The following is a 15,376-nucleotide window of genomic DNA, read 5'->3' as shown; positions in this document are numbered from 1 at the left end:
AACTGGTTAGGTATCGGGGTTGACTATGAAATCAAAGTTTATTGAAGTTGACCGGGAAACACCCTATCTGCTCCCGCCATCGCTGCAGGATTGGCTACCAGAAAAGCACTTGGCCCGGTTTGTGGTCGAAATTGTCGAACAGCTCGACCTGCGCTCTTTGAAAGCTACCTATGCCGGCCGAGGCTCGCAGCCCTATAACCCTGAGATGCTGGTAGCATTGTTGTTTTACGGTTATGCGACAGGCGTATTCTCCAGCCGGAAGCTTGAGCGCAGCACCTACGACTCCGTGGCATTCCGGTTCATAGCGGCAAACAGTCATCCTGACCACGATACCATTGCCACCTTCCGCCGGCGTTTTCTGCCGCAACTGAACAAGCTGTTTGCCCAGATTCTGCTGATCGCTCATCAGATGGAGGTGCTGAAACTGGGCAACGTTAGTTTGGATGGCAGCAAAATCAAGGCGAACGCCTCCAAGCACAAGGCGCTGAGCTATGAGCATGCCTGCAAGCTTGAAGAGCAGATCAAGGCTGAGGTTGGCGAACTGCTCAAAAAGGCCGAGGCAGCGGACCGTGCCGATATTCCGGACGGCATGAACATCCCCGAAGAACTGGAACGTCGGGAAAAGCGTCTTTCCGCCATTGCCGCAGCCAAGGTCGAGATCGAAAAACGAGCCGCTGAGCGCCATGCTCGTGAACAGGCCGCTTATGAGAAGAAAGTCGCCGAACGGGCCAAGAAGGAGCAGGCAACGGGCAAGAAGGCCAAGGGGAAAGAGCCGAAACCGCCCAAATCCGGCCCCACTGCCAAAGATCAGGTCAATCTGACCGATGAAGAGTCGCGGATCATGCCGACCTCCGGTGGCGGATTCGAGCAGACTTACAACGCCCAGGCCGGTGTGGATACAGCATCAAAGCTCATCGTTTCGGCCCATGTTACCCAGAATCCCAATGACAAACAGGAGCTGACACCGACCCTGGAGAACCTGGCGGCGCTGCCTGAGAAGCTTGGCAAGGCAACCGATCTGGTAGCTGACAGTGGCTACTTCAGCGAAACCAATGTAACTGCCTGTGAGGAGAACGGGATAACTCCCTACATTGCCGTAGACCGGCAGAGTCACAACGTGCCACTGATGGAGCGCTTTGCCGAACCGCCGCCGTTACCCGAAGATGCCGATTCCGTGGCCAGAATGAAGCATCGCCTGAAGACACCTTCCGGCAAGGCGATCTACGCCCAGCGAAAAGTCACCTCGGAACCGGTCTTCGGCATCATCAAGGCGGTCATGGGATTCAGAAGCTTTCTTCTTCGTGGCTTTGAAGCAGTAAAAGGCGAATGGAACCTCGTCTGCATGGCCTACAACATCAAACGGCTGCATGTCTTGGCCGGATAGAATGAGAAATAGCGAAAATCAGCCTGTAATAACCGCAGTCATCGCTGAAAGGGCTGAATTAACCAGGTTGCCGGTGGGAAGACGAACACATACGGAACTTTTTTAATCGGCTTGGCCACAAAAGAGGGCGCCCCTGAGGTCAAGCCCGACAGACTCCTAGAAACGCTCACATCTTGTGGTGATCGTAACGGCCCCCCGTCTTGTACGGGGGGCCGTATAACTTTGCCAGTCCATGCGCTGACTCCCTGATCTCTTCCGCAATTCTCACATGCCATCTTAATCTCCTCTTGAAGAATCTCACGCTCACTATCTGGCCCCACCCCCAGGACCCGGGACAAAAGGCAAGGGGCCTGGTCAGACCGTGAATATTTTACGTCGCATTCTCTTCTGGTGCCCCCTGCACACCTTTTGAAAAAGCAACACTTCCAAACGCCCGCCCATTCTTGCGGTGATTTTTCCCCCGTGAGATGCTATAGTGTCCGCGTTTGACTCACTAACCCATCTGGGGCTACTACATGGCACAGCACAAGATATATCTGGTCGGCGCCGGCATCGAGGGGTGGGAGGGGTTCAGCTCCACCGCACTGGCGGTTATCGACAAGACCGAGGTCATGATCGGCCATCAGCGGCACCTGGACATCTTTCCCGCCTATGGCGGCAGCAAGATGGTTTTGGGACCGCTCTCCGAGCTGCTGGAGTTCCTGAGGGAAACGGAGAAACGGGTGGTCATACTGGCCTCCGGCGACCCGAACTTCTTCGGTATCTCCCGCTTCCTGCTGCGTAACCTGCCCAAGGAGCGCATTGCCATCTTCGCTAACGTCACCAGCATGCAGTATGCCTTTTCGCGCATCAAGGAGCCCTGGGACGACGCCATCTTCGTATCGGCACATGGCAGGGGGCTGCATGCGGCGGTGGACAAGATCGTGGCTTCCGAGAAGGCCTGCGTCCTGACCGACAAGGTCAACACCCCCGCCGCCATCGCGCGGGAGATGATCGAGCGGGGCGCCGAAGGGTATGAGGCTTGGCTGTGCGAAGACCTGGGGCTGGACAGTGAAAAATTCACCCGCACCGACGTGCGCGGCCTGCTGGAGCTTAAAGCCTCCGACCTGAATATCCTGATCCTGATCAAGACCTATGAACCGAACCTGGTGCAGTATCCGCTGATCGGCATCGCCGACGACGAGTTCCAGACCGTCAAGAAGCTGATCACCAAGCAGGAGGTGCGGGCGGTCACCCTGGCCAAACTGCAGATCCAGGACGACCTGGTGATGTGGGACATCGGCGCGGGGAGCGGCTCCGTGTCCATCGAGGCCTCCAACCTGATGCCCAACGGCCGTATCTTCGCCCTGGAGCGCAACCCGGCCTGCGTCGGCTATATCCAGGAGAACCTGAAGAAATTCTGCGCCCGCAATGTCAAGCTGATCGAGGCCTATGCCCCGGAAGGGCTGGACGAACTGCCCGATCCGGACCGGGTGTTCATCGGCGGAGCAGGCGGGCAGCTTGAGGATATCATCGATGCGGTGGACAGGCGCCTCAAGCCGGAAGGATTGATCGTGCTGAACGCGGTCACCCTGGATACCCTGGCCAAGTCGGTGGAATACCTGGAGGACCATGGCTACGACGTGGCGGCCAGTTGCGTCAACATCTCCAGAACCCGTAAGCTGACCGAGTTCAAGCTGTTCGAAGCCCAGAACCCGGTCTACATCATCACAGCCCACAAGGGGAGCACACACTGATGGCAACACTCTTTGCAGTTGGAGTCGGTCCGGGTGATCCGGAACTCCTGACGAGAAAGGCAGAGCGCATCCTGCGCCAGGCCGATGTGATCCTGGCACCGGTATCGCACCCCGGCGACGCCAGCGTGGCCCATGAAACGGTGCGGGAATTCGTGGATGAGACCCGCCAGGAACTGATCATCCATCAGTTCCCCATGACGTCGGACAAATCGCGGCTGATCCCGGCCTGGCAGGAGGCTGCGGCACTCATGGCCGAGCGGATTCAGGCGGGCAAGGACGTGGCCTTCATAACCATCGGCGACCCCCTGCTCTACTCCACCTTCATCTACCTGCTGCGCATCTTCCGCGAGAGCTACCCCGCACTCCCGGTGGAGATCGTTCCGGGCATATCCAGCATCAATACCGCCGCTGCCGTGGCGGGAGTGCCCCTGGCCGAGGCAGAGGAGAAGATCGTGGTCATTCCGGCCACGGCCGGTATCGAGGCGATAGCTAGTGCGCTGCAGGAGTTCGAAACAGTGGTGTTGCTGAAGGTCAAGCCGCTCTACGCCGATATTCTGAAGCTGCTGAAGGAGACCGGACGCTCGGAGAGTGCGCTGTTCGTGGAACGGGTCGGCAGCGCCCGCCAGAAAATTCTGACCGGCATCGATGCCATGGCCACCCATACCCCCGACTACCTGTCGCTGATGATCATCAGGAAACCGTAGCTTTTCACCAGAACCGCAACGCACAACGCCCCTCCGGTGTTTCATCCGGAGGGGCGTTGTGTTTCGTTCTTGTCCGCAGGGCGCTCTTCTACTTGCTCTCCTCTGGTGCCGGCACGATCTCCTCCAGAGCGGCGGCATCGTCCACCGCTGTCGACGGGACGTTGGGTTCGGTTGTCCGCGGGGCAGGGGCAACCGGCGTTGCCGCTGTTGGGGCAGGGACCGTCACCGGCTTCGCCGCGGGAACGGCCGGAGTCGTGGCCGGTAGCGCCTGGGGCGTCACGGCCGGCTTGGCTTTTTCCGGCAAGGGCGCGCCTTTTTCGTCTCTGGGCAGGTCATACTTGAGGAGTGAAATCATGTCATCGAACTGCCGGGCGTAGACCTCGCCCTCTCTGGTTTCGCGGCGCAGGAAATCCTTCCGCTTTTCATTGAACCTGCGCCTGATCCCCTCGATGGTCTTGAATTTGATGTTGGCTTTTTCGAGGCCATTGGCCTCTGCTTCGCTGAAATCGGGGTACTGCAGGGCGATCATCGGCTCATGGGAGATGGTGCGGCCGCGGAAGTTGGGGTACTCCCAGAGTACCGTACCGTTGGCGTCCAGGATCTGCGCGGACATGATCAGGTAGTTGTAGTCGCCGGCCAATGACGAGAGCCTGGTGTTGGAGTAGACCTTGTCGTTTTTGGCCAGTCCGCTGACAACCATCAGCATGACTGCATCCAGCTTATTTTCGCGGATATAACGGCGTAGTTCTTCGCTCTTCCAGAAATACTTGTTGTACTGGATGGATGCATCGTCGCGCCTCTCGCGGCGGAAGAGCATGTTCGGCAGCATGGAGCTGGGGTCCCCCTCCAGCAGGGCTACGCTGTAGTAGTTGCCGGTTTCCTTCAAGCGGGCGACCATCTGCCGCTCACTTGCTCGGTTGAACTGGGCCAGCAGGGATATCAGCTGCTCCTTCTGGGGGTGCCGTATGTCAGATTCCTCATCGATGATAATGGGGGCCACTCCCAGTATCCGCACCCTGCTGGCGTAATTCTCCTCGGGCACATTGAAATGATTCTGGGCGCAACCGTAGGAGAACGTCAGGATCAGCAGGGTCAGCAGCATCAGCGGTTTTTTCATGAAGAACCTCCTCGTAAACAGCTTGATTCCATGGGTGATTACAGCTGCGGACTATAGCAGATGGCCCCCCTGTTTTCCAGAGCTTTTCAGGCTGTCTCGCGTGGGGTGGCCGGCATATTTCGTTGACAATAATCCTCTTCTTCCGTATTGTTATGCTCCATAAACCTTGCTTATCAAGAGTGGTGGAGGGAAAGGCCCTGTGAAACCACAGCAACCGGCCGTCATGGCGCCAGGTGCTAATTCCTGCCGTCAGGCAAAGATGAGAGGGTGTGCTGTGATCGTGTCGTAACAGCCCCTTTTCATTTCCGTGAAGGGGTTTTCTCATGTCCGTCAGCATCGTAAGGGAACAGTCCATAACCATCAGTGACGGCATCAGGCTGGATAGCGGACGAATCCTGGCCCCCATCACCATTGCCTACGAGACCTACGGAACCCTCAACACCGACGCATCCAATGCCATCCTGGTGGAACACGCCTGGACCGGCAGCGCCCACCTGGCCGGAAAACAGAGCGAGAACGATACCAAGCCGGGGTGGTGGGATGCCATCGTAGGTCCCGGCCGACTGCTGGACACCGACCGCTACTTCGTGATCTGCTCCAACGTGATCGGTTCTTGTTTCGGCTCCACCGGCCCCGCCTCCATCAACCCCAAGACCGGAAAACGATACAACCTGACCTTTCCGGTGATCACCATCCGGGACATGGTGCGCGCCCAGAAGCTGCTGATCGAGATGCTGGGCATCCGGCGACTGCTCTCCGTCATGGGGGGGAGCATGGGCGGCATGCAGACTCTGGAGTGGATCACCCAGTATCCGGACGCCATCGCTTCGGCCGTCCTGCTGGCCACCACCCCCCGCCCCTCGCCTTTGGCCATCTCCATGAACGCCATCGCCCGCTGGTCCATCTTCAACGACCCCACCTGGCGCAAGGGGGAGTACAAGAACAACCCCAAGGACGGTCTGGCGCTGGCCCGCGCCATCGGGCACATCACCTTCCTGTCCGACGAATCCATGCAGGCCAAGTTCGGCCGCAAATTCTCTGCCCGTGACGGCCAGTTCGACTTCTTCGGCCAGTTCGAGGTGGAGCGCTATCTGGACTACAACGGCTACAGCTTTGTCAGCCGTTTCGACGCCAACTCCTTCCTCTACCTGGCCAAGGCACTGGACCTGTACGATGTCTCCTGGGGCTACGAATCCATGGCCGAGGCCTTTGCCAGGGTCAGCGCTCCGCTGCAGTTCTTCGCCTTTTCCTCCGACTGGCTCTATCCTCCCGGCCAGACCGAGGAGATGGTCAGCTGTCTGCGGAAACTGGGCAAGGAGGTGGAGTACCACCTGATCAGTTCCTCCTACGGCCACGACGCCTTCCTGCTGGAACACGAGGCGTTCTCCCCCCTGGTGAAGCGGTTCCTGGATGCTGCGTACGCCAAAGGCGGCCAGTGACCCTATGACCTTGACGCAGCAGGAGATGCGTGAGTTGCCGCTGTTCAGGCGGCTGCGCCATGCCGTGGGAAAAGCGGTGGCTGATTTCGCCATGATCCGTGAGGGGGACCGTATCGCGGTGGGGGTTTCGGGGGGTAAGGACTCCTACACCCTCTTGCTGCTGCTGGAGGAACTGCGACGGCGGGCGCCCATCGACTTCCAGCTGGTGGCCGTGATCATCGACTCCGGCTATCCCGGTTACCGGGGCGATATTGTCCGTGACTATGTGACCTCCCTGGGCATCCCCTGCCATCTGGAAACAACCACCCACTACGAGATCATCACCGAGAAGCGCCGCCCCGGCTCCTCCTACTGCTCCATCTGCGCCCGCCTGAAGCGGGGGGCACTGTACGGACTGGCCGACAGCCTGGGGTGTAACAAGCTGGCCCTGGGGCACCATGGCGACGACTTCATCGAGACGCTGCTGCTGAACCAGTTCTTCGTCGGTTCGCTCAAGGCCATGTCGGCCAACATGCTGGCCGACAACGGCCGCACCACCGTCATCAGGCCGCTGGTGTACGCGTCCGAGGAGGAGATCGTCGATTTCATGGGCCAGGTCGGGCTGCCGGTGGTCAGCTGCAACTGCCCGGTGAGCGATTCCACCGACCTCAAGCGCAGGCGTATGAAGGAACTGCTCAAAGAACTGGAGCAGGAGATCCCCCATATCAGGAGCAGCATGCTCAAGGCGCTCTCCAACGTCCATCCCCGGCATCTGCTGGACCAGCAGCTCCAGGGTCTCTGATCTCCTTAAGGTAAACAGGGAGCGGTTACACAAAAAGCGCCTGAAACAGGCGCTTTTTGTGTAACCGCATTCCCGAACTGCCGTCTATTCGTAGTAATTGGGCTCCTTCAGATCCGCAGCGCCAGCTCCCCCGGTGCGCGGGTTCTTGCCAAAGGTGTGGGAACGGACGAACAGGCCGCCCGCTGTCTGGCCGGTGTTTGGCATGTACTTCTCCACGGTGTAGGACGGGGCATGGCATGTTCCGCAGCTGTTCCTGGCCACCTTCTTCAGCTTGCCTTTCCCCGCATGGGGAGAGTGGCAGGTGATGCAGGAAAGGCTCCCGCTCTTGAAATGCTGCGACTGGATGAACCCCTGGTACTGCTGGTGATGCTTGGCCTCCTCATAGATACCGTTGGCCCTGGCATGTTCGTCGGTCTTGAAGAGACCTTTCAGGTCGCCGGTATACTCCTTGGTGAAGGGGTTTTCGGCCTGCAGCCCCGGCATGATGATGCCGGTCCAGGTTGTCCAGTCTTCACCCGCCCGGTAACTGTCTCCCCGTTTGGGCGCCGGCATGTCTTCGCGGGGGTTGCCCTGGGCGGTGTGCCATGTCTCGTTTTCAACCCTGACATGGCAGTAACCGCAGACCTTTGACTGGGCCTGACTGTCTACGTTGGCGGGATTGAAGATGGTTCTCTTCCGCTGTATCCCTTTCGCCTTCACATGCTTTGCCCCCGGCCCATGGCAGGCCTCACAGCCGATGCCGCGCTCGGAGAACGTGCTGCCGGTGGTTCTCTTCGCTTTTTCGTCATAGCTGGTGATGCGGTAGCCGGTGGTGTGGCAGGTGGCGCACTGGGTGTCCCAGTCGTTCTTCTGGCCGTAGTTCTCCCACATGCCCGACAGGCGGTTGAACTGCTTGTCCATGAACTGCAGATTGCCTGTCTGCTCGTTTTTCACCAGGTAGCGTTGCTTCCACCTGGAGCCAACCACATACTGTACGTCATCGAGCGTGTGGGCCTTTCCGGTGATGTTGCCCTTGGTGGGCCCTGGACCGGTTCCGTCGGATGTCCACTTTTCAAAGGCCTCCTTCAGCATTCCCGCCTTCCGGGGACGCACTATCTTGGCATGGTAGCTCTCCTTCCAGCTGTTGTACTCCTGGATATGGCAGCTCCGGCATTTTTCAGAGCCGACAAATTCCTTTCCGTTATCTGCCGCCTGCAGCACAAGGGGCATGCAGGTCAGGGACAGGGAAAACAGGAGCGTGCTGCGTATGGCTGCTTTCATGGCCTGACTCCTTTCGCACGGGAATAGCTGAACCTCTGTCACAAACTGTATCCGGTTTTGTCCGAACATCAAGCGCCGTGAACGACGGGAGGCCTGACGAGCTCGGGCAACCCGTAGACCTGATCCCGGCCTGCGGTCGCGGCGCCCACAAAAAAACCCCGCAGAGAGCGGGGTTTTTTTGTGGCAGGAACTGAATGCTGCGCAAAGGCTAGATAAGGCCGTGGGCAACCATTGCGTCGGCAACCTTGATGAAACCGGCGATGTTGGCGCCGAGCACGTAGTTTCCGGCCTGGCCATACTCTTCGGCGGTCTTGTAGCAGAGCTTGTGGATGCCGACCATGATCTTCTCCAGCTTCTTCTCGGTCTCTTCGAAGGTCCAGGAGTCGCGCTGGGCGTTCTGCTGCATTTCCAGGGCAGAGGTGGCGACGCCGCCGGCGTTGCAGGCCTTGCCCGGGCAGTAGGCGATCTTGGCGTCCTGGAACACCTTGATGCCGTCCGGATTGGTCGGCATGTTGGCGCCTTCGCCTACGGCGATGCAGCCGTTCTTGACCAGGATTGCGGCGTCCTTGCCGTTGATCTCGTTCTGGGTCGCGGAGGGCATGGCCACCTGGCAGGGGATCTCCCAGATATTGCCGTTGGCGGTGTACCTGGCATCCTTGTGGTAGCTGGCGTAGTCGGCGATGCGGCGACGCTCCACTTCCTTGAGTTGCTTGATCAGCGCCAGGTCGAGACCATTCTCATGGTAGATCACGCCGTTGCTGTCGGAGCAGGCAACGCATTTGCCGCCCAGCTGCTGGATCTTCTCGATGGTGTAGATGGCCACGTTGCCGGAACCGGAAACCAGGCAGGTCTTGCCTTCCAGGGAGTCATTGCGCACCTTGAGGGCTTCGTTGACGAAGTAGGTTGCCCCGTAGCCGGTGGCCTCCGGGCGAACCAGCGAACCGCCCCACTTGAGCCCCTTGCCGGTCAGCACGCCCGCTTCCCAGCGGTTGGTGAGGCGCTTGTACTGGCCGAACATGTAGCCGATCTCGCGGCCGCCAACACCGATGTCGCCGGCCGGCACATCGGTGTGCTCGCCCAGGTGGCGGAACAGTTCGGTAATGAAGCTCTGGCAGAAGCGCATGATTTCGTCATCAGATCTGCCCTTGGGATCGAAGTCGGAACCGCCCTTGCCGCCGCCGATGGGCATGCCGGTGAGGGAGTTCTTGAAGATCTGCTCGAAGCCGAGGAACTTGATGATGCCCAGGTAGACGGAAGGATGGAAGCGGATGCCACCCTTGTAGGGGCCGATGGCCGAGTTGAACTGGACGCGGAAGCCGCGGTTGATGTGGACTTCGCCCTTGTCGTCCTGCCAGGGCACCCTGAAGATGATCTGACGCTCTGGCTCACAGATGCGCTCGATGATCTTGCGCTCCAGGTATTCCGGGTTTTTGGCAACCACAGGTCCGAGAGTCTCCAGAACTTCGGCAACTGCCTGGTGGTACTCGACTTCGCCAGGGTTGCGCTTCACGACGTCCTGATAGATGCCATGCAGTTTTTCGTCAACTTTAGCCATGCTTACCATCGTTTTCTTCTCCTTTGGTGTATGGATGCTTTACCCGTTGGGTAGCAAAGAGTGCCTGCCGGGTGGGCATGTTCCGGGGTGTCGAGCACATTTTATCGGCAGACCAGAGCTTCCGTTGAGCGCTCTTCCGGTGTTTGGTGTTGCAAAAATATGCAGCCACCCAGGCAAGAGCTCAATATGCATGCAATGCTCGTACCCTTTTGCGGGCAGGCGCCGCTATCTTGTGCATTATGCTGCTTTGTTGGGCAGTTGCGCGCGCGTGGCTTGGATGGCGGCGGACAGGGGAAGGGGTTTGTGTGAGTATTTGCTATCAGGGAATTACTCGTTAGAGTAACAACCCACTCTCACTGTTACACAGCGTAGGGAGAAAGCGGCTCCACGATGTTCGGGGCGGATACGCCGGACGCGTCCGCCCCGAAATGGCATCGCCGCCCTCCGAACGGATTGTGGGCGGAGGGGCAGCCAGGAAACCTAGCGGGAACCGGCCGCGATGAAGGCAAGGATCCCATCTATGTCGGGATTTCTGTGCAGCAGATCGCTGCAGGACGTCCTGGCTTCGATCAGGTGCTTGATGGCTGCTGCCGGTCCCATGTCTCCCATCAGGATTGCGCCCACCAGCCGGCTGTCCCGGAAAACGACATAGTGATAGCAATCGTTGCCCATCTGTTCAAAGCTCTGGTAGCTGCCGTCGTCGGGGTGAACCTGTCCGATGCTGAACAGGTCGAAGTTGAGCACCTTGAGGGTGTTGGAGCGGGGGATACCGGCGAACTCCACCTTTCCTCCCACGGCGTTCAGCCCGGCGATGCTTCCCTGGAACTGGGCCGGAACCCAGGTGCCGTAGCAAACGCCGCGGTGCTCGGCAAGATCCCCCACGGCAAGGATGTTCCCTGCGCTGCTCTTGAGATGGTCGTCGACAACTACCCCCTGGTTGACCGTAAGCTGTGCCTGGCGCGGCAGATAGCTGTTGCAGCGTACTCCGGCAGTGATGACCACCAGGTCCGAAGCGATGCTCTCTCCGCTCTCCAGCAGGACGCCGTGCACCCGTTCGTCGCCGTCGATCTGTTTGATGCGCGCGTCGGTGCGGATTGTGATGCCTAGTTTTTCGGCATGTCTGGCCAGCAGCCCGCCGGCGGTACGGTTGAGTTGCTGGGGCATCAGCCAGGGGAACCCTTCCAGCTGGGTAACAGATGCGCCGCGCTTGACCAGGGCACCGGCCGCCTCCAGCCCCAGGACGCCGCCGCCGATGATGGTGCAGTTCAGGCCGGGGCGCAGCTGGCCGAGGATGAAGTCGGCGTCCCCCAGGGTGCGCAGGACCGTCACGTTTTTGCGGGTGGCTCCGGGGATGGGGGGGACGAAGGGGTGGGCCCCCATGGCCAGGATCAGGCGGTCGAAGGCGAGCTGCTCGTGGGTGTGCAGGGTCAGATGCCCGCTCGCGGGGTCGAAGCCGCGCATCTCGGTGGAGAGGCGGAGAATGATGTCGTTGTCGGTGTACCACTGCTCCGGGTGCATGGTCAGGTCGTCGCGGGAGATTTCTCCGGCCAGGTAGCGGGTCAGGTTGATGCGGTAGTAGGGGAGGTCCGGTTCCTTGCCCAGCAGGGTGATTCGCGCCGCGGGAGATGCGCGACGGATCGACTCGGCTGCGGAGACCCCGGCGATGCCGGCGCCGACGATGACGACGGAAACAGCTTCTGCCGCGCCCGCGCCCTGCTGGTCAGCCCTGTGCGGTTCGAACTGCTCCGCGCCCTGGCCGCAAATCGGGCAAGTTGCCGGAGGGGAGGTTCCCTGGTGGATGTAGTCGCAGGTCAGGCAGACCCACTGGTCACTAGCGCTTTCCTGGCGCGGTGCTTCCGTTGTCGTCTGAAGTTCGAACAGATCGGGGGTGGCTCCGCAGATCGGGCATGTGTCGGGGGGCGTGCTTCCCTGATGGACATAGCCGCAGAGGGTGCAGATCCATCGCTTTTCGTTGGTCATGGCGTGCTCCTTTATTGGGGTAAGAATCTCAATATTCGACGGGACAGTAGTACTGCGTAACATCTAAAACCAACCCCCCTCAGTCCCCCCTTGTCAGGGGGGAAGCCTTTAAGCCTCCCCTGACAAGGGGAGGCTTAAAGGGGTTTGGTACGAAAACCCAAGCGTTACGGGGTAGTAGGGAAATATCACAAAACAGAGGGAGCACAAGCCGGTTTCAGGAGAGTGTCAGGGCCGCCCACCAGGCCAGTATGACCAGCAGGGCGGCGGCCAGGGCCAGCAGGGTGTTGACCAGGCGGCCCGGTCGGCCCTGGCGCTCCACGAGCGGTTCCGCTATCAGCCCGAGGCCGAGACCGGCACCAAAGCCGAACAGATGGGCCCCCAGGTCGGTCCGTTCCCCCTCGCTTCCCATCATGGCCAGCAGAGCCAGTCCGGCGGCCAACGGTACGAGCCAGCGGCGCAGGGGATGGTGGCGGTAGCGCACCGTGCCCATGGCCGCGAAGATCCCCACCGCGCCGAACAGGGCGGTGGATGCCCCCAGGGAACGATGGTCCGGCGCCTGCATCCAGGCGTTGATCAGGTTGCCCAGCATCCCCGAGCCAAGGAGCAGGCTCCAGGCCAGCCCCGACCCCAGCTCACGGCAGAGCAGGACGATGATCGCCCCGCCGATGCACAGGTTTCCCAGCAGGTGCGGGAGGTCTGCGTGCAGGGTCAGGGAGGTGACCAGCCGCCACCACTGCCCCTCCTGGACGGCCGCGCCATGCAGCGCCCCCAGATCGCGCAGGTCCACGACTCCCTGTCCCGGCAGGGAGATCTCCAGCAGGGTCAGATTGTGGAAGGTGGCCAGCAGGATCAGTACCGAAAGGGTGGCCAGGGTGTTTCCCACCAGCGAGCGCATCGCCGGTGGCGGCGGAGGCCAGTTCCGGTTCTGTTCCTCGTACAGACGCAGTTCCGCCCGGGCGCTCTCCAGGTGGCGGCGCTGTACCAGCAACTGCCGGCCGGCTCCCGTCTGCTCCAGACGCCAGGGTATGGAGCGTGAATCCAGCACCAGCGCCCAGACTTCCGCCTGCCGCCTGCTCGGTTGCCCTGTTGTCTCGACCGGAAGCGGGAGCCACTGCTCCTGCTCCGTCGCTTGTCGTTCTCCTTCCATACGCTCCATTCCGTACCATGTAACCGGTGACCAGATGTGGAAATCAACCAGCCCGTAGCGAGGCACCGGAAGCCCCAATGCCCGGCGCCTATGCCTAGTTTTCTTGGGCTCTGAGCAGTTCCTCCAGCGCCTCAGCCGACAGGGGGCGGTGGAAGTAGTACCCCTGGATCTCTTCGCAGCCACGCTCCTGAAGGAAACGGACCTGTTCGATGGTCTCCACCCCCTCGGCGATATTGCGGATGCCCAGCCTTTGCGACATGGCGATGATCGCCTCCACAATGGCCTGGTCGTGGAAGTCCGTGCTGATGTCCCTGACAAACGACCGGTCGATTTTGATATGGTCGATGGGCAGGGTCTTGATATATCCCAGGGATGAATAGCCGGTGCCGAAGTCGTCGATGGCGAAGGAAACGCCCCACTCCTTCAGTCCGAAGAGATCGCTGATGTTCGTGTCCGAGTGTCGGATCAGGCAGCTCTCGGTAAGTTCGATCTCCAGTTGGGCGCTGTTGGCGCCCGATTCGCGCAGCGCGTTCCTGACGATTTCCGCGAAGTCCTGCCGCTCGATCTGCCTGCTGGAGACATTGACCGAAAACCTGATCAGCGGGAGTCCGGCATCGCTCCACGTTTTTATCCTCGAGCAGACGGTGCGCAGCACCCATTCCCCCAGGGGAACGACCAGACCGGTTTCTTCGGCCAGGTCGATGAACTGGTCTGGCGGAATCCTGCCGCGGGTGGGGTGGTTCCAGCGCACGAGTGCTTCGGCAGCCACAACGGTAGAGTCAGCTGCATTCATGATGGGCTGAAATTCCACATAAAATTCTCTCCGTTCCAGCGCGTTGCGCAGGCCGGCCTCGGTCTCCATGCGCATGAGCGCCTTCTGGTTCATGGAGGCGGAGTAGAAGTTGTACCTGTTGCGCCCCGACTCCTTGGATGAATACATTGCCAGATCGGCGTGCTTGACGAGCGTTTCCGCGTTATTGCCATCGTCGGGGAAGAGCGCGATACCGATGCTGGTGGTCACGTGCAGCTCGCGTCCGGCGATCAGGAAGGGGGGCTGGATCGCATTGATAAGGTCCTGGGCAACCCGGGTGGCGTTCATTTTTTTACCCAGATCGGTGACGATGACCACGAACTCGTCCCCTCCCAGGCGGGCCAGGGTGTCACAGGAACGGATCTGCCGCCCCAGGCGCCGGGTGACCTGGATCAGCAGCTGGTCCCCTGCCGAATGTCCCAGGGTGTCGTTGATATCCTTGAACCGGTCCAGGTCGAGGAACAGCACCGCCAGGGAATTCTCATCCCGAAGTGCATGGGCTATGGCCTGCCGGAGGCGGTCAAGAAACAGGACCCGGTTGGGAAGATCGGTGAGGCTGTCGAAGTAGGCCATGTGCTGGATCTGCTGCTCGGATTTCCTGCGCTCGGTAATATCCTCGAACAGTGTGGCGACCAAGCCGTGGTCGGGAGAAAAGGCGTGTACGCTGTAAAGGTTGTCCGTGCGCGGCAGGGTCAGCTCGAACTGGATGCTGGTGCCCTGTTCCAGCAGTCGCAGCAACTCCGAGAGGTACTCCCGGAAGGTTTCCCCAAACAGCGCGATACTGTCGCTGCCGATGAGCGTCTGCGGATCACAGCCGAACATGGCCGCGCAGCTCGGATTCGCGTCGATAACCGAGATGGCAGCAAAATCACCGTTTTCGTCGAAATCCATGTGGTGCAGCGCCATCCCCTCCCGCATGCTTTCGTACAGCAGACGGTATTTGCTCTCACTTTCGTCCAAGGCCTGATAGGCCCTGGATGTGGCGCGCAGGGGAAGCGTACGCAGCATGTAAAACACTACTGCGGCGATTATCGCCGAACAGAGCGCCACGGCGAACGTTCTGAGCAGCAGGGGGGTTAGGGAACGGGAAGCCTCGATGCGGGCAACAGCAGTTCCGGCATCAAAGATGTCATGCACGTCCGTGATACGGGGAATGGACACCTGTTGCCGATTTCTGGCGATGACTTCGCCGCCGATGTCGTAGAGGATTCTGCTCTCGGCAACAACACTGTTCGACCGCCGCCGTAGCAGTTCCGAAAGCCTGAGCTCCTCATACCTCCACAACTGCGTATTGGAGCTGATCATAGCACTCAGGTCGTTAGCGCTCAATTCGGTCTGGACGTGGAGTTCGCTTCGCAGGTGCTCGCAGGAGACCAGGAAAAAGGTGGCCGGCGCCAGGAGTGTGATCATCGCCGAGAGAGTCCAGGCCATGGCCTGGGTAAACTGCTGTATGGAAATGTGG

The 15,376-nt window shown here is 60.1% G+C and carries 11 protein-coding genes and 1 riboswitch; of the genes, 5 read left to right on the top strand and 6 right to left on the bottom strand.

Annotated features, from left to right (window positions below; translation table 11 throughout):
- Nucleotides 1-25 precede the first annotated feature (25 nt).
- The 3 genes from PPRO_RS17440 (at nt 26) to cobI (ending at nt 3,824) form a co-directional block, all read left to right on the top strand.
- Nucleotides 26-1,384, top strand: a complete 1,359-nt coding sequence (locus PPRO_RS17440; protein ID WP_011733975.1) for an IS1182 family transposase — start codon at nt 26-28, stop codon at nt 1,382-1,384.
- Nucleotides 1,385-1,899: 515 nt separating this feature from the next.
- Entirely contained in the window at nt 1,900-3,120 is a 1,221-nt protein-coding gene (locus tag PPRO_RS17435; RefSeq protein WP_011737311.1) for a bifunctional cobalt-precorrin-7 (C(5))-methyltransferase/cobalt-precorrin-6B (C(15))-methyltransferase, read from the top strand.
- The gene (gene cobI, locus PPRO_RS17430) at nt 3,120-3,824 is read left to right on the top strand and encodes a precorrin-2 C(20)-methyltransferase (protein WP_011737310.1); all 705 of its coding nucleotides are present in this window, start codon (nt 3,120-3,122) and stop codon (nt 3,822-3,824) included. Before PPRO_RS17435 ends, cobI begins: the two co-directional genes overlap by 1 nt.
- Before the next feature lie 88 nt (nt 3,825-3,912).
- Here cobI and PPRO_RS17425 read toward each other — a convergent pair whose 3' ends face one another.
- On the bottom strand, nt 3,913-4,941 hold the full coding sequence (locus PPRO_RS17425; protein WP_011737309.1) for a hypothetical protein: 1,029 nt from the start codon (nt 4,939-4,941) through the stop codon (nt 3,913-3,915).
- A gap of 167 nt (nt 4,942-5,108) precedes the next feature.
- A riboswitch (SAM riboswitch) is annotated at nt 5,109-5,207 on the top strand.
- 57 nt (nt 5,208-5,264) lie between these two features.
- Between PPRO_RS17425 and metX the strand changes: the two genes are divergently transcribed.
- Entirely contained in the window at nt 5,265-6,380 is a 1,116-nt protein-coding gene (gene metX / locus PPRO_RS17420; protein WP_011737308.1) for a homoserine O-acetyltransferase MetX, read from the top strand.
- A 4-nt stretch (nt 6,381-6,384) separates the two neighbouring features.
- Entirely contained in the window at nt 6,385-7,161 is a 777-nt protein-coding gene (ttcA, locus tag PPRO_RS17415; RefSeq protein ID WP_049759794.1) for a tRNA 2-thiocytidine(32) synthetase TtcA, read from the top strand.
- 84 nt (nt 7,162-7,245) lie between these two features.
- Here ttcA and PPRO_RS17410 read toward each other — a convergent pair whose 3' ends face one another.
- The 5 genes from PPRO_RS17410 to PPRO_RS17390 all read right to left on the bottom strand — a co-directional run bounded on the left by PPRO_RS17410 (nt 7,246) and on the right by PPRO_RS17390 (nt 15,345).
- The gene (locus tag PPRO_RS17410) at nt 7,246-8,421 is read right to left on the bottom strand and encodes a multiheme c-type cytochrome (RefSeq protein ID WP_011737306.1); all 1,176 of its coding nucleotides are present in this window, start codon (nt 8,419-8,421) and stop codon (nt 7,246-7,248) included.
- A 208-nt stretch (nt 8,422-8,629) separates the two neighbouring features.
- Nucleotides 8,630-9,976, bottom strand: coding sequence for an NADP-specific glutamate dehydrogenase (gdhA, locus tag PPRO_RS17405; protein WP_041532965.1), 1,347 nt, complete (start codon nt 9,974-9,976; stop codon nt 8,630-8,632).
- 480 nt (nt 9,977-10,456) lie between these two features.
- Complete coding sequence (locus PPRO_RS17400) at nt 10,457-11,956, bottom strand: FAD-dependent oxidoreductase (protein WP_198138303.1); 1,500 nt, start codon at nt 11,954-11,956, stop codon at nt 10,457-10,459.
- A 214-nt stretch (nt 11,957-12,170) separates the two neighbouring features.
- Nucleotides 12,171-13,103, bottom strand: coding sequence for a rhomboid family intramembrane serine protease (locus tag PPRO_RS17395; protein WP_049759792.1), 933 nt, complete (start codon nt 13,101-13,103; stop codon nt 12,171-12,173).
- 94 nt (nt 13,104-13,197) lie between these two features.
- Nucleotides 13,198-15,345: a putative bifunctional diguanylate cyclase/phosphodiesterase gene (locus tag PPRO_RS17390; protein WP_198138302.1), complete on the bottom strand. Its 2,148-nt coding sequence runs from the start codon at nt 15,343-15,345 to the stop codon at nt 13,198-13,200.
- Nucleotides 15,346-15,376 lie beyond the last annotated feature (31 nt).

This window comes from Pelobacter propionicus DSM 2379 (genome assembly GCF_000015045.1).
Lineage (GTDB): Bacteria > Desulfobacterota > Desulfuromonadia > Geobacterales > Pseudopelobacteraceae > Pseudopelobacter > Pseudopelobacter propionicus.
This window is presented reverse-complemented; position numbering and strand designations above follow the sequence as displayed.

Bases quoted from the DNA above. Each gene is read 5' to 3' on its own strand.
- PPRO_RS17390 (WP_198138302.1), bottom strand. From the start codon at position 15,345: ATGGCCTGGACTCTCTCGGCGATGATCACACTCCTGGCGCCGGCCACC.
- cobI (WP_011737310.1), top strand. From the start codon at position 3,120: ATGGCAACACTCTTTGCAGTTGGAGTCGGTCCGGGTGATCCGGAACTC.
- PPRO_RS17400 (WP_198138303.1), bottom strand. From the start codon at position 11,956: ATGACCAACGAAAAGCGATGGATCTGCACCCTCTGCGGCTATGTCCAT.
- PPRO_RS17435 (WP_011737311.1), top strand. From the start codon at position 1,900: ATGGCACAGCACAAGATATATCTGGTCGGCGCCGGCATCGAGGGGTGG.
- metX (WP_011737308.1), top strand. From the start codon at position 5,265: ATGTCCGTCAGCATCGTAAGGGAACAGTCCATAACCATCAGTGACGGC.
- PPRO_RS17425 (WP_011737309.1), bottom strand. From the start codon at position 4,941: ATGAAAAAACCGCTGATGCTGCTGACCCTGCTGATCCTGACGTTCTCC.
- PPRO_RS17410 (WP_011737306.1), bottom strand. From the start codon at position 8,421: ATGAAAGCAGCCATACGCAGCACGCTCCTGTTTTCCCTGTCCCTGACC.
- PPRO_RS17395 (WP_049759792.1), bottom strand. From the start codon at position 13,103: ATGGAAGGAGAACGACAAGCGACGGAGCAGGAGCAGTGGCTCCCGCTT.
- PPRO_RS17440 (WP_011733975.1), top strand. From the start codon at position 26: ATGAAATCAAAGTTTATTGAAGTTGACCGGGAAACACCCTATCTGCTC.
- ttcA (WP_049759794.1), top strand. From the start codon at position 6,385: ATGACCTTGACGCAGCAGGAGATGCGTGAGTTGCCGCTGTTCAGGCGG.
- gdhA (WP_041532965.1), bottom strand. From the start codon at position 9,976: ATGGCTAAAGTTGACGAAAAACTGCATGGCATCTATCAGGACGTCGTG.